This is a genomic window from Labrys sp. (in: a-proteobacteria), from assembly GCF_047605565.1.
Lineage (GTDB): Bacteria > Pseudomonadota > Alphaproteobacteria > Rhizobiales > Labraceae > Labrys > Labrys neptuniae.
The window spans coordinates 137691-156469 of record NZ_JASGFM010000007.1; the positions used below are offsets into that span (position 1 = coordinate 137691).

Here is an 18779-nt window from a genome sequence, read left to right on the forward strand (position 1 = left end):
TGATGGCACGTTCAAAAGAACGCCCCGGTTGGTGGCAGGCGTCCACTCAGCAGGTTCTGGCCGAGGAGCCGTTCCTTGTAGAGCCTGGGATTGTGCGAGGCGATGACCTTGATATTGCGCCAATGCCGATCCAATCCGCTGTTTTGGGACACGACCGAGCCGGAGCCGAGATCGATGAGCCAGTTTGCGATCTGTGGCGCGAGATCGTCGATCACCACCTTGGCCTCGGCAGCCGAAAGCGACGCTGCAAGGACACGTTCATACTCCGCTTCGGTTCCATAGGCATCCCAAGCCGTCTGTAGCGCGGCGATCGCACGCTCGATCGTTGCTTCCACCGCAGCGGCATAGGCGCGGATCCGCCCGAGCTGGGCCTGCAGCACCGGTTCGTCGGCAGGGCGTTCGGCTTCGCCATGATAGAAGTTGCGTCCGCGCGCCCGCAGCACGTCGACCGCATCCAGTGCGATCCTGCGCACCACGCCGGCGATACAGTTGGTGAGATAGACCTGATGGAAGGTGAAGCGCCATGGCGCTGCCCCCTCGCGTGCCGGCGGATCCAGCGGATAGACCTGATGGGATGGGATGGTGACGCCGTTGAACTCGGCCGTGCCGGACCCCGTCAGTCTTTGACCGAATCCAGCCCAGTCGTCCTCATTTTCGACGCCATCACCGCGATCAAGCACATATTGGACCGTTGCATTTTCGCGGTTTTCGATGGCAAGCCCGACAAAGGCGTCGTTATAAAGATTGCCGGTCGCATAGACCTTCCGCCCGGACCCGCGATAGGCCTGCCTGGCCTCGTCCCATTCTATCCGTGACAAAACCCTCGTCGGCGTTGCGCCGGCGGCGGTTGCGTCACTGTCGGCAAAGCTCAAGCCGATTGTCTTTCCGGCGGCGGTCAAAGCCAGGACATGCGCGTGAAACGGGTGCTGGGGTCGACGCAGGGCTGCCTCGACCTGCCAAAGATGGTTGCGAAACGCATGGGCAATGTTGGAATCGGCAGCAGCCAGGTCGCGTGCAACGGAAAACAGCTGCGACAGCGAAGCACCCGCGCCGCCGGCTTGCTTCGACAGGCGCAGGGACCCGAAACCGAGTGCTTTCATCTCGGCGATCTCCTCCCGAGGAAGACGACTGCTGATTTCGCGCTCGACAGCCGTGCGAGCGATATGCTCGAGCGCTGCAGACAGGCCGAACGATGCTGCGATGGGCGAGACCAACCGGGGGCTCCCCCCTGCCGATGCGCTGAGGTCAGACATCTGGATGCATTCCTTCAACGCTCAGACCGCGGCCGCCAGCCTGCCCTGTACCCCGGCATCGAAGCGCGGCAGGCCAAGATTGTCGCGCAGGGTGAGCCCCTCATAGGCCGTGCGGAAGCGCCCGAGCTTCTGCAGGATCGGAATGACCTCATCGGCAATCAGGTCGAGGCCATCAGGTTGCACGTCGATGTTCAAATTGAAGCCGTCGGCGCCTTTGGTATCGACCCAGTGTAACATGTCCTGGACGAAGCCCTCGGGCGTACCCACAAAGACGCGGTGCCCGCCAGTGATGTTCGAGAAGAGAAGCTCGCGAATGTTCCAGCCGTGCAGCCGGGCCTCCTTGAGCATTTCCGCGCGGTGCCAACGCGAGGCGATCGGCACGAGCGACACATTTGCCTCGCTTTGTTCGAACGGTATCGGTGCGTCGAGATCTTCGAGAAGCGCTTCATCGACCGCGAGGTGGCGTGCCAGTTCCGCACGTAAGGCGACAGAATCGAGGAGATCATCGAGGTCGCGCTTGTGACGCCCGGCCTCTTCCTCCGTCGAAGCCAGGATCGGAAACAGGCCGGGCATGACGAGCAGATGTTCCGGATTGCGGCCAAAGCGTTTTGCCAATGTCTTGACCTCGGAATAGAAGGCGCGTGCGCCTTCGACGATGCGCTGCCCGGTGAAGAGCGCATCCGCGTAGCGCGCACCGAAGGCTCGGCTGTCGGAGGATTGGCCGGCCTGGAAGATCACGGGCCGGCCCTGCGGCGTCTCCGGCACGGAGGATGCGCCACGCGCGGAAAAATGCTCTCCCTTGAAATCGAGGGAGCGCAGCCGCGAGGGATCGAGATAGACCGTCGACTTCGGATCGGCGACGAGCGCTTCCTCGGGCAGGCTATCCCAAAAGGCCGTGACGATTTGCACGAACTCTTCGGCCCGCTTGTATCGTTCCGCCTGATCCCAGCCCTTTTCAACGCCATAGGCGTTGAGGGCAGGCGGATTTTGCGACGTGATGATGTTCCAGGCCGCGCGGCCGCGGCTCACATGGTCAATGGAGGCGATCTGCCGGGCGATCGTGTAGGGATGGCCGAACAGGGACGTCGTGGTACAGACGAGGCCGACATGCTCGGTATGTGCTGCCAGATTGGCGACCAGGATGGCCGGATCGAGCGCGCGCCAGGGGCGTGTATGGGATTCACTCACCAGTCCTCCCGGGTTGTCGGCCAGGAAAATGGCGTCGATCAGGCCGCGTTCGGCTGATTTGGCGATCGCCACGAAATGATCGATGTCGGTCGACAGATGGCGCTTGTCGTCGAACGTCTTCCAGGCCGCGTCGTGGCGGCCCGAGGCGAGCACGTTCACGCCGAGGCGAACATGGTGTCGTGACATGGACGAGGCCCCCTATACCTGAACGCTGTAATCGGCGACCTTGAGATGCGATTTGATGATCTTGCGATCCGCCAGCCAATCGGCAGCCCGTTGGAATCGCGCCGTGAACTCGGCATCCTTTGGTTCGTAGAAGGTGTTGACGCGCTTCAGGCTGGCGAGATAATCGCGCACCTGGTCGGCATATTTGCCTTCCGCCTGGGCGATCCGCTCGGATTCGACCGTATTATGTGTCTGCCACTCGCCTTCCTTGTAGTAGGCGTCCAGCACCGCCCGCACGAGTTCGGAGTTCTCCTGCGAAAACTTGCGCGTCGATACCAGCGAACTGTAGTCGATCAGGAAATCGAGATCCTTGCCCTCGTTGAAGATGTCTTTGGCATCGTTCTCGAAACGGGAAATATCGACGCCGGGTGACCACATGGACCAGCCATCGACCTTTCCTTGCGCAAAGGCGGGAGCTGCATCGGGCGGATTGAGATAGACGAATTCGACCTTGCTCGGGTCGATGCCGTTCTTTTCCAGGGCAGCGACGACCAGAAATTCACCGAGACCGGCCTTGTTGACGGCGACCTTTTTGCCGACGAGATCAGAAACCGAGTTGATTCCACTGCTCTTTTTCACGATCAACGCGGTCGAGCGCGGCGCGTAGACGTTAAAACCATTGAAGACGAGCGGCGAGCCCGCCAGCATGGCGGCCAGTGCCGGTGTCGTCGAGCCCCAGAAGCCGAAGTCCGCGCTGCCGCCGACCACCGCCTGCAGCGAGGGCGCGTGGTTGGGAAAAGGGCCGACCCATTCGACCTTGATGCCCTTCTCGGCGAGGTCCTTCTCAAGGACGCCGCGCTGTTTTGCGATCAGGGGAATGCCGCCCCGCCCCCAGCCCAGACGCACGATGTCGGTGTTGCGCGTCGGTTTTTTCGGCTCGTCCGCGAATGCCGGGCTCAGCCGCGATACGGCGGCACCGGCCAGCAACAGGCCACCTGCCTGCAGGAGAGAGCGGCGGCTCGGATTGGAGTTCGTCACAGTCTTATCCCAGGTCTAGAGGTTGAAAGAACGGTCAGTGCGCCGTCACGCCCAATTCCTCGAGCAATTGCCGCCTCAACTCGCCTTGCCCGTGGTCGGCCGGTCGGTAGGAAGCAGCGATCTGCCCGGCGCGCATGACGAGAATGCGGTCGGCAAGCACGATGGCTTCGTCCACGTCATGGGTTACGATCAGCACGCCGGGGCGATGCCGGGCCACGAGTTCGCGGACGAGCGCATGCATTTTGATGCGTGTCAGTGCGTCGAGCGCCGCAAAAGGCTCATCGAGCAGGAGCAGCTTCGGCTCACGGACCAGAGCCCGGGCAAGCGCAACTCGTTGCGCCTGGCCACCAGATAGATTGCGCGGCCAATCATCTTCGCGGCCAGCCAAGCCCACTTCCGCCAGCGCCCGCGTCGCTCCCGCGCGGCCTACGCTGTTCTCATGACCCAGGGCGACGTTGGCCCAGACCGGTGCCCACGGCAGCAGCCTATGTTCCTGAAAGACCACAGCTGGCCGGCCCGGGGCGTCGATCTGCCCATCGTCCGGTGCATCCAGTCCGGCGAGTACGCGCAACAATGTCGTCTTGCCGCATCCACTCTCTCCCAGCAACGCAACGAATTCTCCTTCGTGGATGTCGAGATCCAGTGCTTCGATGACGACACGCGAGCCATATCGCCGTTCCAGGCCGGAGACGGAAACGGCAAGCGGGGCTTGCTCGAATGGGGCACGACTTGCCCACTTCTCCTGGGTGATCGGCCTGGCGAGGTCCACCAGCTGGTTCATCACCTTGCTCCCTTTGCAAAATTCGGGTGCCACCCGAGCAGCTTGGTCTCGAGCAAGCGCGCAAGGGCATCGGCCGCCACGCCGATGATGGCGTAGATGATGATGGTCAGGAGAATGACGTCGGTTTGGAGAAATTCGCGCGCATCCATTGCCAGGAAGCCAATGCCCTTGGTGGTTGCCAACGTCTCGGCCACGACCAGGGCCAGCCAGGCATGGGCCAGCGCATAGCGCACGCCGGTCAGGATGGAGGGCATGGCACCGGGAAGCACGATGCGTCGAACGATCGCCGGCCACTCCATTCCCGTGACCTTAGCCAGTTCCATGAGCTTGGGATCGATCTGTCGGATGCCCAGCACCGTGTTGATGTAGATGGGAAACAGAACGGCCAGGGAAACCAGGAAAATCTTGCCGCTTTCATCGACACCGAACCAGACGATGACGAGAGGCAGAATTGCCAGGAAGGGCACGGCGCGGACCATCTGGATCGAGCGGTCGAGCAGAGCATGCGCCAGCGGCGAAAATCCCACCGCGACGCCGAGCGCAAACCCGACGCTTCCCCCAATCACAAAGCCCGCGGCAGCACGCAGCAAGGAGGCTCCGAGATGAAGAAACAATTCCCCCGTCCTCGCGAGCTCCCAGGCTGTCTCGGCAACGCGGCTAGGGGCGGGCATGACCTGCTGAGCGATCAGGCCGAGCCGGGAGGCACTTTCCCAGGCACACAGCACCAGGAGCGGCGCCAGCCATGACAAGGCGGTGTAGAGGGTCCTTCTGCTCAATACGGCGTTGGCCCGCATCGAAAACGGCTGCGAAAACGAACCGACTTGCGCCATCATTTCTCTCGATCAACCCAAAAGACTCTATAATCTATATATTGAGTAGATTTTAGGATGGCAATCTTTTCTCGCCTGATCGCGCCGCCCCGCTTTGGGCAGTCCCTGACATCCGCATCATTTGTCGCGAAGCGGGTGACCTTCCTGGCGAAGCCCCCAATCGCGTCGCCTCAGCAAAGGTCGGCCGCTGATATCGACCAACGGCCTATCTGTTCAGCCAGGTTCCAAACTAAAAGGCAAAACGCCACCAAGCGGCAGGACTTCGATGGCGAGTGATTTATGACAGATTTGGTTGTGGGGCCCCGCAACCACCGATACCAGCACTCGATAGAAGTATTTGTTGGACAGGGGCAATATACGATCTTGCGTTGATTATCGATCCTGGCGGGTCATCACCAGCCGATATATCGATGCTGTTCGCATGCCTTTCGAATGCCGGTTTCAACCAGACGAAGCCGATGGCGCGGCAACAGCAACCAAAGTCGCAGCAATTGTCAGGCCGGGTGATGCCAGGGCAACACGCGGCCTGCGCTGTTTCGCTGAATGCCTGCAACAACCCTGAACGGCTGTTCGGCTATATCAGGGCATCGTGCTTCGTTTCATATGTCCTGTCTTGCATCTCCCAAGCATTGGTCCTGCAGTTCCCAACGTCGGTATGAGGGTTCGTCCGTCGGCGCGATCTCGGTGGCCAGCAGGACATAACAGCCGGGGCAGAAGACCTGGCGCAGGCCGATGGGCCGGTCGGTGAAATGCGAAGGCTCGGCGCGCACGCCGGGGCCCGCAGCCTGGGAAGGTCGCTCGCGGCGGATAGCGTTGGCGAAAGGATCGCCGGCGCTCGTTCCCAGGGGGTGGTCGCAATGGCTGCAGACGATGCTGCCGTCGGTGTGCAGGCGGGCGTTGTCGTCGATCTTCATGGCTCCTCACTCCGCTGCCTGGTTGGGGACGGGCTCGCCGACGCGTTCGCAGCGCAGCTGCGTGCGGCGCCGGCGCGTTGCCAGGTCATCCGCGCTGCCATCAGTGTTCAGCAGCACGCCATAGATGTCGTTGGCCGCCTGGGCGGATACCTTGCGGGCCTCGACGTCGCGGGCGACCAGGACCGGATCGCGCAGCAGCGGATCGCCATAGCCCCCGCCGCCCTGCCAATGGGTATAGTAGACGTCCTGCGCGCCCAGATGCGTCTCCAGGTGGGCCTCCAGAACATCGGCGCTGCCGCCGGCCTCCTCCAGGGTCGCCGGAATGCGGCCGGCCGCGAAGAGCTCGGCAACGCGCGCATTGCGCTTGAGCACGTCATACTGGGTGCCGGCGGGATAGCCCCCGCTGCTGCCGGTTGCCTGCGGCAGCGCCTTGCCGGTGGCCGAGACCACCAGATGCACGCCGCCGATCGGGGAATCGTGCGGTATGAAGCAGCTTGATCCGCCCATGCCGCCGCGGAAACGTCCCGGCCCGCCGGAATCCGTCTCCTCCCGCCGCCATAGATAGAGCATGGGGAAGCTGAACTCGTTGATCTCGACGTCGGCGACGCGCCCCATCGGGATGCAGTTGAGGCCACCGGTGTCGACCCCGTCCTGATCGACACGCGCGCCGAGGCCGCCGGCCATGGAATCGCAGATCATGGTCACGAAGGGATTGCCGCGCTGGTCGAGCCCGGCCAGGACGGCAAGGTCCCAGGTGCCGCAGCATACGCACATCAGCGATTTGCGGTGCTCGGGATGCACGTCGAGCATGCCGGCGACGCATTCGGAGACCACGTTCTGCGTGGCCCACGCCGAAGCCACCGAAGCCTTGCCGATGCCGGCCGGAAAGTTGCAATTGTTGATGGTGCCGGGCTCGCTGACGATTTGGAGGCAGCGATAGAGGCCACCCGGCGACCAGGGAATGTCGCCGCACAGCATGGTCAGCACGATCGGCATGATGCCGCCGCGCAGGCCGGCAAAGGTACAGTTGGCGAAGCCTTCGGTTTCCTTGTCCGTGCCGGTGAAGTCGAAGGTCAGCCTGTCGCCTTGCTTCGTCATGGTGAGCAGGATCTTGTAGAGATTGCGGTCGCTGTGGCGGAAGGAATCCTGATGGGCGACGCCACTCCAGGTGCCGTCCGGCAGCGCCCGCAGCTTGGCGCGCAAGCGCGCCTCGGCATCGTTCATCATGCGCTTCATTACCGCCTTGACGGTAAGCGCGCCATATTTGGCGATCAGGGCGGCGAGGCGCTCCTGAGCGATGTTGTTGGCGCCGATCTTGGCCCGCAGATCGAGGGCGATCAGGCGCGGCACCCGGGAACGGCGCAGATACATGTCCTCGATGTCGGCGCGGATGCTGCCGGCCTCGACGATCTTCACCGGCGGGATCGGCGTCGATTCCCAGAAGACGTCGCGCCCTTCCACCGACCAGCTTCCAGGCGAGACGCCGCCGAGATCGACCTGATGGCAGACGACGGCCGTCCAGGCAAAAACCTCGCCATCATGGACGAGCGGCGCGAAGACGGTGACATCGTTCTGGTGCAGCCCGCCGCCGACCCAGGGATCGTTGCATAGGAACATGTCGCCGGCCTGGAAGCCGGGTTGCCGGGAGCGGTTCTCCAGCGTCCATTTGACGGCCATGTCGACAGAAGCGGCCAACTGGGTGTTGTAGAGGCCGACGACGACGGAATCGCCGCATTCGTCGAGAATGGTCGCGCCGAAATCGTTGCAGTCCGTCACCACCACGGAGCCCGACATGCGCTTGAGGCCATCGCCCATTTCCTCGGCAATGGCGGCGAGGCGGTGGCGGATGACCTCATAGGTCAGGGGATCGACGGCCTCGATGTCCTTGTCCGTCACCTGGTGCAGCCTGGCCCCGGATGCCAGCTTTCTGGTCTCGTCGGGTGCCTTCGGCTGATAGGCGAAGCGCTCCGACCCTGCGATTTGAATGAGCGGCATGGTTTTCTCCCTCAGCCCTGTTCCGCGACGCGAATGGCGAGATTGCCATAAGCGTCCACCACACCAGCGAAGCCCTCCGGCAGCGCGACGGTGGTGGTCGGCGTCTCCACCACCGCCGGTCCCGATAGTTTCGACCCGGCGCCCAGGCTGCGATAGTCGTAGATCTTGGTGTCCTGCCAGCCCTTGCGCGTGTCGAGGAACACCTTGCGGATCGCAGACGGCGTCGGGTCGGCGTTCGCGCTGTCATGCGCGGCGAGATCGGCGCGGATCGGCAGGATGCCGATGGCGCGCACCCGATAGGTGATGATCTGCAGGCCGGCATCGCTGAAACCGGCGCCCTTGCCGTAGATGCGCTCGTAGAGCTCTTCGAAGCTGGCGCCGATGCCGGCGATCTCCGCCTCCCCGAGCGGACCACCCGGCACCGGGGTGGTCACTTCGGCCATCTGCATAGTGTAGCGCAGTTCGGCTTCGCGCTCATAGACCACCTTGGCAAAGCGCAGCCTCTGCTGGACCAGACGCTCGGCGAGCTCGGCTTCGAGCTTTTCGAAATTGCCGTTGAGCGTGGCCGGATCGATGGGGAAATTGCCGGGATCCGACATTTCCGCCGTCAGCACGATATCGGAGGAAGCGAGCCCATAGGCCGAGAACACCGCAGCCGTCGAGCCGAGCGGCACCACCACTTCCGAGACACCGAGATCGGCCGAATAGTTGACCGCATGCACCGGGCCTGCCCCACCGAAGGAATAGAGCACGAAATCGCGCGGATCATGGCCGCCATTGACCACGACGCTGCGCACGAGATCGGCGGTCTGGGCATTCTGGATGGCGTAGATCGCGGCCGCACCCTGCTCCACCGTCAGGCCGAGCGGTTCGGCGATCCGGGTGCGGATCGCTTCGGCCGCCAGTTCCTTCGATAGTTTCTTGCGGCCGCCCAGGAAATTGTCGCCATTGATGATGCCGAGCACGAGGTCGGCATCGGTGACGGTCGGCTCCTGACCACCCTCGCCATAGCAGACCGGGCCGGGCCGGGCGCCGGCGCTGCGGGGGCCGACACGCAGATTGCCGCCGCCGTCGATCCAGGCGATCGCGCCGCCGCCGGCACCGATGGTGCGGACATCGACCATCGCGGTGTTGATCTGGTGCTGGTGCAGCACGGTGGTCGTGGTGGTGCTCGGCTTGCCGTCGCGCACCAGGCCGACCAGGAAGGTGGTTCCGCCCATATCGGTGGAGATGATGTTCTTGTGCCCGAGGCGTTCGGCCAGACGCAGGCAGCCGATCACGCCGCCGGTGAGTACGGAGCCCAGCGTGCTGACGGCATGCTTGGGCGCGTCGGCTGCCTGCACGCAGCCGCCGGAGCCCTGCATGATCAGGAGGGAACCTTCGAATTTCTTGGCGCGCAGTTCTTCCTCGAGCGGGGTGAGATAGCCCTTCAGAACCGGGCCGACCTGCGTGTTGATGATGGTGGTGGCGCTGCGGGTATATTCGCGGATGCGGGGGCTGGTCTCATGCGACAGCGCAACATAGAGCTCCGGCGCTTCCTCCTGGATGAGCTCGCGGATGCGCCGCTCATGCACCGGATTGCGGAAGGCCCAGAGTAGCGAGACGGCGATTGCCCGCACGCCGTCGTCGCGCAGCCTCCTCACCGCGGCGCGCACGCCCTTCTCGTCGAGGGGAACGATGACAGCGCCCTTGTGGTCGATGCGCTCGTCGATCTCGATCACGTCGCGATGCGGCACCAGCGGCGCCGGCTTGTTGGTCCGCGAGATGTTCTGGACGGCGCTCGGATCGAGCCCGGCATAGCGCCCTTCCAGATTCATGATGCGGATGGAATCGGCGTGGCCCCTTGTGGTCAGGAAGCCGACACGCGCCACGTCGCCGGTGACGACGGCGTTGAGCGTGGAGGTGGTGCCGTGGACGATGTAGTCCGTCTGCGACAGCAGCTCTTCCACGCTGCTCCCGACATTGTTCGCCAACTCGCCAAGCACGTTGATGAAGCCGCGCGAAAAATCGGGCGGCGTCGAATGGGCCTTGGCGGAGACCAGCACGCCTTCGGTGCTGGCCAGGAAGCCGTCGGTAAAGGTACCGCCGGTATCGACGCCGATTACATAGGTCATGGATCCTCCCTCTGTATTGTTTTTTGATTGGGCAGCATCGGCACGCGGAAGCGGAACGCGCGTCCCCCGCATGATTGTCAGCACACAAAAACTGGAATGCGGCCGGGCTTGCCCTGAAGGTTTCGCCTTCACTCCCCGCATGCCTCGAAGGCCTACGGATGCTCTTCCACCCATTAAACAGCATACATAAATTCAGTATGCTGTCAATATGAATGTGACGCCCCCCGCAAAGCTCGAATTCGAGTTAATGCTGGGCGCGATTTACCCTCCCCTGGAGGGGTCGGCATTTCCTCTTGGAAGTGCCTGGGGTCGACGCGAAGCGGCGGGGTGGGGTGATTTCCTGGCAAGACTTACCCGTTTCGTCATCATGACCTGCATGTTTCCACCCCACCCCGGCCTTGCAGGCCGACCCTCCCTACGCAACTCAAGGGAGTTGCGGACATCCAGGGGAGGGTGTTGACGGTCCTCATTAACTTGGATTCGAAGCCCTGGCCGCCCCGCCGACACCGGCTCAGCCGGGCAGCAGTCTTTTCCATCACCCCTTCGGCAGCATGATGTTGATGGTCTTGGTCTCGGTATAGCCCAGCATCTCCTCGATGCCTTCCTCCCGCTCGATCCCCGAACTCTTCATGCCGCCGAAGGGAACGCCAATGAAATGCGCCGAAGAACCGTTGATCCAGGTGTGGCCGGCGCGGATCTTGCGCACCATCCGCAGGGCGTCGTTGATGTCGTTGGTCCACACCGCCGCCGTCAGGCCGTATTCGGTACTGTTGGCCTTCTCCACCGCCTCCTCGAAGCTGCGCCATTTGCCGACGGACAGGATCGGCCCGAACACCTCTTCCTGCCACAGCCGCATGCCCGGCTCGACATCGGCATAGACGGTCGGCTCGACCCAATAACCCCTCTCGAACATCGGACCATCGGGGCGCTTGCCGCCGGTCATCAGGCGCGCGCCATCCGTCTTGGCGCTCTCGAAGAAGGACAGCACCTTTTCCAGCTGGACCCGCGAATTGACGGGCCCCATGCCGGTCTCGGGCGATTGCGGGTCACCGAGCCGGATCGCCCTGACCTTCTCGACGACGCGCTCCAGCACGGCGTCGTAGATGTCGGCATGCACGAGGAGGCGGCTGGTCGAACCGCAGGACTGGCCCTGCCAGGCGAAGTTCATGCCGCGGACCGCCGCCTCGGCAATCCGCTCCGGATCGACATCCGGAAAGGCAATGAAGGGATTCTTGCCGCCGAGTTCCAGGCTGACATGCTTCACGCCGACCTCCGCCGCCGCGCGCTGGATCGCCCGCCCCGTCTGCGGCGAACCGATGAAGGCGATGCGCTTGACCAGGGGATGCTGGACCAGGGCGTTGCCGACGGTCCGGCCGTCGCCGGTGACCACGTTGAAGATGCCGGGCGGCAGTGCATCCCGCGCGATCTGCGACAGGATCATGGCCGAGAGCGGGCTGGTTTCCGGCGCCTTGACCACGATGGCATTGCCGGCGGCCAGTGCCGCCGCGGTCCTCGCCACCGCGAACATCAGGGGATGATTGAAGGGGGCGATGCGCACCACCACGCCATAGGGCTCGCGCAAGGTGATGTGCAGGTTTTCATGCGTGGAGGGGATCGTCTGGCCCTTCAGTTCATGCGCGAGGCCGGCATAGTAGTCGAGGCTGTCGACCGCGAAGCCGACATCGCCACGCATGGGCGTGATGGTGTTTCCGGTATCGGCGACCTCGACCTTGAGGATCTCCTCCGAGCGGGCGCGCAATGCCTTGCCGAAATCGCGCATGGCGCGGCTGCGCGCCAGCGGCGTGAGCGCGAACCATTCCGGCCAGGCCGCATCGGCGGCCCGGATGGCCCGGTCGACATCCTCGACCGTCGCACGCGGCACCCGGCCGATGACCTCTTCGGTCGCGGGATCGATCGACAGGTCGAACGCGCCGTTGCTGGCATGCACGAGTTCGCCGCCGATCAGCATGCGGTCCGCCTGGGTGACGTAGTTCATCGGATGGTGCTCCTCCCGTTCAACGTGCCGGTCGACAGGCCCGTTCGATTTTCCAGCCACCGGCCTCACTTTCCGCAGGGCGTAGAACCGACGCGCATCGGAACGGATCATGGTGGCTCATTTGATAATTGACAGTACACTGATTATCAGTTAACTGTCAATTATCAAATGCCTGATCGAACACTGCCAGGATCGCGAAGCCGGGGGTGCCTGCCCCGGCCCGCCGCAGGGCCTGCGACGCCGTGCGGGCGGCACCGATCCCAATGGCAGGGACGGAGGAGACACTCGAAATGCAACACAAGATCGTCATTGCCGGCGCGGGAATTGGCGGCCTGGCCACCGCGCTCGGCCTTGCCCGCAAGGGATATGCCAGCATCGTGCTCGAGCGTGCCCCGGCACTGGGCGAGATCGGCGCCGGCATCCAGCTCGGCCCGAACGCCTTCCATTCCTTCGACTATCTCGGCGTCGGCGATGCCATGCGCAAGCTGGCCGTCTATGTCGACCGGTTGCGCATGATGGATGCGCTGACGGCCGAGGAGATCGCCTCCATCGACCTGACCGAACCGTTCCAGAAGCGCTTCGGCAATCCCTATGCCGTCATCCACCGCGGCGACATGCACCGTGTCCTGGTCGAGGCCTGCCGCGCCGATCCGCTCATCGACTTGCGCACCGGCTGCGCCGTGACCGGCTATGAGGAGGAGGGCACCAGCGTCACCGCGTTGCTCCAGGGCGGCGAGCGCGTCAGCGGCAGCCTGCTGATCGGCGCCGACGGCTTATGGTCCAACATCCGCACCCAGCTGGTCGGCGATGGCGCGCCGCGGGTGACGGGGCATACCACCTATCGCAGCGTGATCCCCACCGAGCAGATGCCGGAAGATCTGCGCTGGAACGCGGCGACCCTGTGGGCGGGCCCCAAATGCCATATCGTCCACTATCCGCTGTCGGACTGGAAGAGCTTCAACCTGGTGGTCACCTACCACAACAACGCGCCGGAACCGGTTGCCGGCAAGCCGGTCAGCCAGGAGGAAGTGCTGACCGGCTTCCAGCATGTCCATCCCCGCGCCCAGGACATCATCCGCCACGGCAAGGATTGGAAATTATGGGTGCTGTGCGACCGTGATCCGACCGATAGCTGGACGAAGGGACGGGTCGCGCTGCTCGGCGATGCCGCCCACCCCACCCTGCAATATATGGCGCAGGGTGCCTGCATGGCGCTGGAGGATGCGGTCTGCCTGTCCGACGAGATCGCTGCCCATCCCGGCGACCACGAGACCGCCCTCGCCTCCTACCAGCATCGCCGTATCACCCGCACGGCGCGCATCCAGTTGATGTCGCGCGCGGTCGGTGATCACATCTACCATCCGGCGGGCGTCCACGCTCGCTTGCGCAACGAGATCATGTCGGCCAAATCGCAGGAGCAATGGTACGACACGCTGCAGTGGCTGTATGGCAGCAACGGCCTCGGCCTAGCCTCGGCTCCCCAATCCATTTCGGCGGCCTGACCGCCGCGCACCGATCCAGCCCTTCAAGAATATTTCGAGGACCTTCTCATGTGTGTCGATAAATCCCACGCTTCCGAAGATGCCGCCGGTGTCGTCGTCGCCGATCAAGCCAGTGCCGGTGCGGCACCATCGCCAGCGCTGATCGAGGACCTGGTCAACGCCAACCACATCCTGTTCGACCAGGGCGTCGTGGATGCCTTCGGCCATGTCAGCGTACGCCATGACGGCCGGCCGGACCGCTTCCTGCTGGCGCGCAACATGGCGCCGGGGCGGGTGGCGGCCGAGGACATCGTCGAGTTCACGCTCGACGGCGATGCCGTCAACGCCGAGGGACGGCGGGTCTATCTCGAGCGCTTCATCCATGGCGAGATCTATCGCCGCCGCCCCGACGTGATCGCCGTGGTCCACAGCCATTCGCATGCGATCGTGCCCCTGAGCGTGTCGAAATCCACCAGGCTGCGGGCCCTGTTCCATATGGCCGGCTTCATCGGCCAGGCCGCTCCGGTGTTCGAGATCCGCGAGGCCGGCGGCGACAGCACCGATCTCCTCATCAGTAACAACGCGCTCGGCCGTGCCCTCGCCGAAGAGTTCGACGCCAGCGACATCGTGCTGATGCGCGGCCATGGCTCGACCGTCGTCGCCCAGTCGCTGCCACAGGCGGTCTACCGGGCTGTCTATGCCGAACTCAATGCCCGCTACCAGCTCGAAGCCAGCCGGCTCGGCGAGATCACCTATCTCAGCGAGGGCGAGAGCCGGACGGCTGCGCAGAACATTGAGGCGCAGGTCCATCGTCCCTGGGATCTCTGGGTCGAGCAGGCGAAGGCACGTCGCGGCCGGGGCTGAGGTTCGAATCCGGCGGCCAAGCTGCTTTGATTTGCTGCGGGCGATGATCTAGAGGCTGTTATGGACCATGGATAGGGTTTTGACGTGAGCGATTTTGCCCGAGGATGTCCGCACTTGCTTCGCAAGTGCGTGGGAGCGTGAGGACGCAAGCCTTGCGGCTTGCTACGACACGCGACGCGCTCATCGAGCAAAAGCGCCACGCCCTTTCGGGGTGAGGTGAAGACTGGCCATCTGCAGCGTCGCTTCGCTTGCCAAGACACAAGTCTTGGCAGCGCTCGCTCCTCCCATCCGGCCAGTCTTGACCTCATCAAAACCCTATCCATGGTCCATAACAGCCTCTAACTATCGTCCCGCGAAAATTGGGTAGCATGCAATGACAGAGCTCTATGGCATGCCGGGACATCTCATCCGGCGCGCACAGCAGATATCGAGCAGCATCTTCGCCGAGGAGTGCGATGGCTTCAATCTGACGTCGGTGCAGTTCGCGGCGCTGTTCACTATCCGCGCCAATCCCGGCCTCGATGCCACGCGGCTGTCGAGCCTGATCGCCTTCGACCGCTCGACCATCGGCGACGTGCTCGAGCGCCTCGAGGCAAAAAAATGGATAAAGCGGCGAGCCAGCCCGACCGACAAACGCGCCAAGCTGCTTTATCTCGCGCCGGCCGGCGAAAAGCTCCTGGGCGATGTCGAGCCGGCTGTCCATCGCGTGCAGGAGCGCCTGCTCGCGCCGCTGCCGCCGGAGAGCCGCGCGACGATGATGCGCTTGCTCACGGAGTTGGTCAGCCTCCACAACGAGAGCACGCTCCCCTGATCTGCGCGTTCGGACGGTGAGGAAGCGCGGCATCCGACCATCCGGCGAACGCCCAATCGACCTTCGTATCGGCGGTCGATTTTATTGACAGTATACATATTATATGTATACGTACTAAATTGAAAAATCGAACGGGCGCGCCCTCCTGGCTACCCTCCGAAGAGGCGGCCAAGGCAAATCGCGGGGCCACGCCCGCTCGACTTCGACAAGAAGCCAATAAGGATCCCGGCCGGATCTCTTCACGGATGACAGCCGGCCGTTCCGGGAGGAAACAAGACATGGCGAGCCCTTCGCTCAATGTTTCGCGGCTGATCGACGAACGGCCGATCAGCAGGCTGCAGATCGCGGTGATCGGCCTGTGCGGCCTGATCAACTTCTTCGACGGCATGGACACCCAGTCGATCGGCGTGGCGGCACCGTTCATCGCCAAGTCGCTGGGCCTGACCATCCCCCAGCTCGGCCCCGTCTTCTCGGCCGGCCTGTTGGGCGCGGCCCTCGGTGCCATCGGCTTCGGGGCCATTGCCGACAGGGTCGGGCGCAAGCGCCTCCTCATCATCGCGGCGCTGCTCATCGGCGTCTTCACCCTGTTCACCGCCTTCGCCCAGTCTTTCCATAGCTTGATGCTCTGCCGTTTCCTCGCCGGCGTCGGCCTGGGCGGCGCCACGCCCTGCTTCATTGCGCTGACGGCCGAATATACGCCGGAGCGCCACAGGGCGAGCTGCGTGACCTTGATGTGGTCCTCCTTCCCGCTCGGGGCGATGGCCGGCGCCTTCGTCAATTCGCGGCTGATCGAGCATTTCGGCTGGCAGATGATCTTCTACATCGGCGGCGTGCTGCCGCTGGCCATTGCCGCCATCCTGGCGATCTGGCTGCCGGAATCGCTGAAATTCCTGATCGCGCGCCGCAACGATACGGCCAGGGCACGCCGCATTCTCCGGCGCATGGGCCTTGCCACTCTCACCGACGGCACCGTGCTGGTGGCCGATGGCGACAAGACCGAACGCGCCTCCTTCGCCTCGGTTTTCCGCGGCGGACGCGCGCTCGGCACGCTTCTGCTCTGGGGGCCCTTCTTCACCGGCATGGGCGTGCTGACCCTCACCGTGCTGTGGACGCCGTCCCTGATGGGCATGAACGGCATCTCGCCGGCCGATGGCGCCTTTGTCGTCGCCTTCAACGGTCTCGGCGCCTTCTTCGGGCAGGCCGTCGCCGGCCGCTGCATCGAGCGGTTCGGCATCATCCCGACCATGGTGCCGGCCTTCATCCTCGGGGCGGCCGCCACGGTCGGCCTGGGCTACAGCGTGGCGTCCGTGCCCGCAGCAGCCTTGTGCATCGGGCTCGTCGGCCTCTTCCTCGGCATCGGTACGGCCGGCGCCATCGCCATGGCCGCGGAAGTCTATCCCACCGCCATCCGCGCCACCGGCGTCGGCCTGAGCATGGCGGTCGGACGGTTCGGCCAGGTCTGCGCGCCCTATTTCGTCGGCCAGATGCTCGCCATCGGCGCCCTGCCCAGCGTGATCATGATCAGTGCCGGCGGCGCGGCCATCGTCGGCGGCATCTTCGTGCTCTTCTTCAAGCTATGGCTGTCGCACAGGCCCGCCACGGCCGCCTCCGAACTGAAGGCAGTGTCCTGATGGCCGGCGGGACTCCCATCCCGGATGCCGGCACCTACGATTTCGTCGTCGTGGGCGGCGGCTCGGCCGGCTGCGTACTGGCAAACCGGCTGACGGAAGGTGGCGCCAGCGTGCTGCTGCTCGAGGCCGGCCAATGGGATCGCGATCCCCTCATCCATATCCCCGTCGGTATCGGCAAGATCTTTCCGCAGCGCCTGCATGACTGGGGCTATTTCATGGAGCCCGATCCCGGCATTGACGGCCGCGGCATCGAATGCGCCCGCGGCCGGGTGATCGGCGGCTCGTCCTCGATCAATGTGATGGCCTATGTGCGCGGCCATCACAGCGACTACGATCGCTGGGCACGATCAGGCCTCGACGGCTGGTCCTATGCCGACGTGCTGCCCTATTTCCGCCGTTCCGAAAACTGGGAAGGCGGCGGCAATGCCTATCGCGGCGGCGAGGGTCCGCTGCGCGTGCAGCGCACTCGTTATCGCGACGCCATCCTGGCCGATTTCATCGAGGCCGGCCGCCAGGCGGGCTATCCGGTGACGACGGACTATAATGGCGCGCAGCAGGAAGGCTTCGACTACATCCAGGAAACCATCCATGCCGGCAGGCGCAACAGCGCCGCGACCGCCTATCTCCGCCCGGCGCTCGGCCGCAAGAAGCTGCGCGTCATTGTCGGTGCGCGCGCCGACAGCATCGAAATGAGGGATGGCCGCGCAACCGGCATTCGCTTCACGCAGGGCGGCCACGCCCAGCTGGCCCAGGCGCGCCGCGAAGTCGTGCTGGCCGCCGGCGTGATCAATTCGCCCAAGCTGCTGATGCTCTCGGGGATCGGCGATCCCGCCCATCTGGGTGAGCACGGCATTGGCGTCAAGATTGCCAATCCCGGCGTCGGCGCCAATCTGCGGGACCATCTCTCGGTGATGGCGAGCTACCGGCGCAAGAGCCCGAGCTGGTTCCAGCAGGAAATGCGCTATGATCGTCTTGCCATGGCCATGCTGAAATCGCTGCTGCGCAAGGACGGCTTTGCCTCGGACGTGCCGATCGGCGTGACCGCCTTCCTGAAGACGCAGCCGGACCTGGCGGCGCCGGATGTCCAGTTCCTGTTCCTTGCGGCCCCCTTCCCCGCACGGCCTTATCTGCCGCCTTTCACCAGCCCGGTGCCGGACGGTTTCGGCTGCCGGGTCGCGCTGCTGCGCCCCGAGAGTGCCGGCTCGATCAGCCTCAGCTCCGCCGATCCCGACGCCAAGCCGCGCATCACGCCGAACTTCCTGACCTCGGGGCGCGACCGCGACACGCTGCGCGAAGGCCTGCGCATCCTGCGCAGGACCATGGGCCAGCCGGTCATGGCTCCTCATATCATCGAGGAAAACGCACCGGGTGCCGCTGCCCAGGACGACGAGGCGCTCGACGCCTTCATCCGCGCGACCTCGGTGACCGTGCATCACCCGGCGGGAACCTGCCGGATGGGCGGGGCGCAGGATTCACGCCGCGTCGTCGATGGGCACTTGCGGGTGGCCGGCGTGGACGGGCTCAGGATCGTCGATGCCTCTGTCATGCCGGACCTGGTCGGCGGTAACATCAATGCCGTGGTGATGATGATCGCGGAAAAGGCGGCCGACCTGATGCTTGGCAGGCCTGCCTTGGCACGTGCCGATGACATGCACCGGGGCACCCTTGCCGCATAGGGATATCCGCAACAATAAGAGCATTGTTTGACAGGTGACACC

Annotated in this window: 14 protein-coding genes; 5 read left to right on the plus strand and 9 right to left on the minus strand. The window is 64.2% G+C overall.

Annotation, left to right across the window (positions count from 1 at the left end; genetic code table 11):
• Positions 1 to 11: 11 nt before the first annotated feature.
• The 9 genes from QM672_RS09745 to QM672_RS09785 form a co-directional block, all read right to left on the minus strand.
• Entirely contained in the window at positions 12 to 1214 is a 1203-nt protein-coding gene (locus tag QM672_RS09745; RefSeq protein WP_415082219.1) for an acyl-CoA dehydrogenase family protein, read from the minus strand.
• A gap of 60 nt (positions 1215 to 1274) precedes the next feature.
• Complete coding sequence (locus tag QM672_RS09750; protein WP_415082221.1) at positions 1275 to 2627, minus strand: NtaA/DmoA family FMN-dependent monooxygenase; 1353 nt, start codon at positions 2625 to 2627, stop codon at positions 1275 to 1277.
• A gap of 12 nt (positions 2628 to 2639) precedes the next feature.
• On the minus strand, positions 2640 to 3644 hold the full coding sequence (locus QM672_RS09755) for an NrtA/SsuA/CpmA family ABC transporter substrate-binding protein (RefSeq protein ID WP_311939716.1): 1005 nt from the start codon (positions 3642 to 3644) through the stop codon (positions 2640 to 2642).
• A gap of 34 nt (positions 3645 to 3678) precedes the next feature.
• A complete protein-coding gene (locus QM672_RS09760; RefSeq protein ID WP_415082223.1) occupies positions 3679 to 4425 on the minus strand; it encodes an ABC transporter ATP-binding protein in 747 nt (248 codons plus the stop codon).
• Entirely contained in the window at positions 4425 to 5219 is a 795-nt protein-coding gene (locus QM672_RS09765; protein ID WP_376717712.1) for an ABC transporter permease subunit, read from the minus strand. The genes QM672_RS09760 and QM672_RS09765 overlap by 1 nt, the downstream gene beginning before the upstream one ends.
• Before the next feature lie 635 nt (positions 5220 to 5854).
• Positions 5855 to 6169, minus strand: a complete 315-nt coding sequence (locus QM672_RS09770) for a hypothetical protein (RefSeq protein WP_311939722.1) — start codon at positions 6167 to 6169, stop codon at positions 5855 to 5857.
• A 6-nt stretch (positions 6170 to 6175) separates the two neighbouring features.
• The gene (locus QM672_RS09775) at positions 6176 to 8164 is read right to left on the minus strand and encodes a hydantoinase B/oxoprolinase family protein (protein WP_311939724.1); all 1989 of its coding nucleotides are present in this window, start codon (positions 8162 to 8164) and stop codon (positions 6176 to 6178) included.
• Between the two features lie 11 nt (positions 8165 to 8175).
• The gene (locus QM672_RS09780) at positions 8176 to 10278 is read right to left on the minus strand and encodes a hydantoinase/oxoprolinase family protein (protein ID WP_311939726.1); all 2103 of its coding nucleotides are present in this window, start codon (positions 10276 to 10278) and stop codon (positions 8176 to 8178) included.
• A 535-nt stretch (positions 10279 to 10813) separates the two neighbouring features.
• A complete protein-coding gene (locus tag QM672_RS09785) occupies positions 10814 to 12385 on the minus strand; it encodes an aldehyde dehydrogenase family protein (protein ID WP_415082226.1) in 1572 nt (523 codons plus the stop codon).
• Between the two features lie 179 nt (positions 12386 to 12564).
• Between QM672_RS09785 and QM672_RS09790 the strand changes: the two genes are divergently transcribed.
• From QM672_RS09790 to QM672_RS09810, 5 genes are all read left to right on the plus strand, one after another.
• Entirely contained in the window at positions 12565 to 13776 is a 1212-nt protein-coding gene (locus QM672_RS09790; RefSeq protein WP_415082228.1) for a 3-hydroxybenzoate 6-monooxygenase, read from the plus strand.
• Positions 13777 to 13824: 48 nt separating this feature from the next.
• The gene (locus QM672_RS09795; protein WP_415082230.1) at positions 13825 to 14619 is read left to right on the plus strand and encodes a class II aldolase/adducin family protein; all 795 of its coding nucleotides are present in this window, start codon (positions 13825 to 13827) and stop codon (positions 14617 to 14619) included.
• Positions 14620 to 14992: 373 nt separating this feature from the next.
• The gene (locus tag QM672_RS09800; RefSeq protein ID WP_311939733.1) at positions 14993 to 15430 is read left to right on the plus strand and encodes a MarR family winged helix-turn-helix transcriptional regulator; all 438 of its coding nucleotides are present in this window, start codon (positions 14993 to 14995) and stop codon (positions 15428 to 15430) included.
• Positions 15431 to 15708: 278 nt separating this feature from the next.
• Positions 15709 to 17061, plus strand: a complete 1353-nt coding sequence (locus QM672_RS09805; protein WP_415082233.1) for an MFS transporter — start codon at positions 15709 to 15711, stop codon at positions 17059 to 17061.
• Positions 17061 to 18737, plus strand: coding sequence for a GMC family oxidoreductase (locus tag QM672_RS09810; protein ID WP_415082235.1), 1677 nt, complete (start codon positions 17061 to 17063; stop codon positions 18735 to 18737). The genes QM672_RS09805 and QM672_RS09810 overlap by 1 nt, the downstream gene beginning before the upstream one ends.
• The last annotated feature ends 42 nt before the right edge of the window (positions 18738 to 18779 follow it).

Excerpts from the sequence above, each read along its gene's own strand:
- QM672_RS09750 (WP_415082221.1), bottom strand. The coding sequence starts at position 2,627 with ATGTCACGACACCATGTTCGCCTCGGCGTGAACGTGCTCGCCTCGGGC.
- QM672_RS09760 (WP_415082223.1), bottom strand. The coding sequence starts at position 4,425 with ATGAACCAGCTGGTGGACCTCGCCAGGCCGATCACCCAGGAGAAGTGG.
- QM672_RS09765 (WP_376717712.1), bottom strand. The coding sequence starts at position 5,219 with ATGCGGGCCAACGCCGTATTGAGCAGAAGGACCCTCTACACCGCCTTG.
- QM672_RS09770 (WP_311939722.1), bottom strand. The coding sequence starts at position 6,169 with ATGAAGATCGACGACAACGCCCGCCTGCACACCGACGGCAGCATCGTC.
- QM672_RS09775 (WP_311939724.1), bottom strand. The coding sequence starts at position 8,164 with ATGCCGCTCATTCAAATCGCAGGGTCGGAGCGCTTCGCCTATCAGCCG.
- QM672_RS09780 (WP_311939726.1), bottom strand. The coding sequence starts at position 10,278 with ATGACCTATGTAATCGGCGTCGATACCGGCGGTACCTTTACCGACGGC.
- QM672_RS09785 (WP_415082226.1), bottom strand. The coding sequence starts at position 12,385 with ATGATCCGTTCCGATGCGCGTCGGTTCTACGCCCTGCGGAAAGTGAGG.
- QM672_RS09790 (WP_415082228.1), top strand. The coding sequence starts at position 12,565 with ATGCAACACAAGATCGTCATTGCCGGCGCGGGAATTGGCGGCCTGGCC.
- QM672_RS09795 (WP_415082230.1), top strand. The coding sequence starts at position 13,825 with ATGTGTGTCGATAAATCCCACGCTTCCGAAGATGCCGCCGGTGTCGTC.
- QM672_RS09800 (WP_311939733.1), top strand. The coding sequence starts at position 14,993 with ATGACAGAGCTCTATGGCATGCCGGGACATCTCATCCGGCGCGCACAG.
- QM672_RS09805 (WP_415082233.1), top strand. The coding sequence starts at position 15,709 with ATGGCGAGCCCTTCGCTCAATGTTTCGCGGCTGATCGACGAACGGCCG.
- QM672_RS09810 (WP_415082235.1), top strand. The coding sequence starts at position 17,061 with ATGGCCGGCGGGACTCCCATCCCGGATGCCGGCACCTACGATTTCGTC.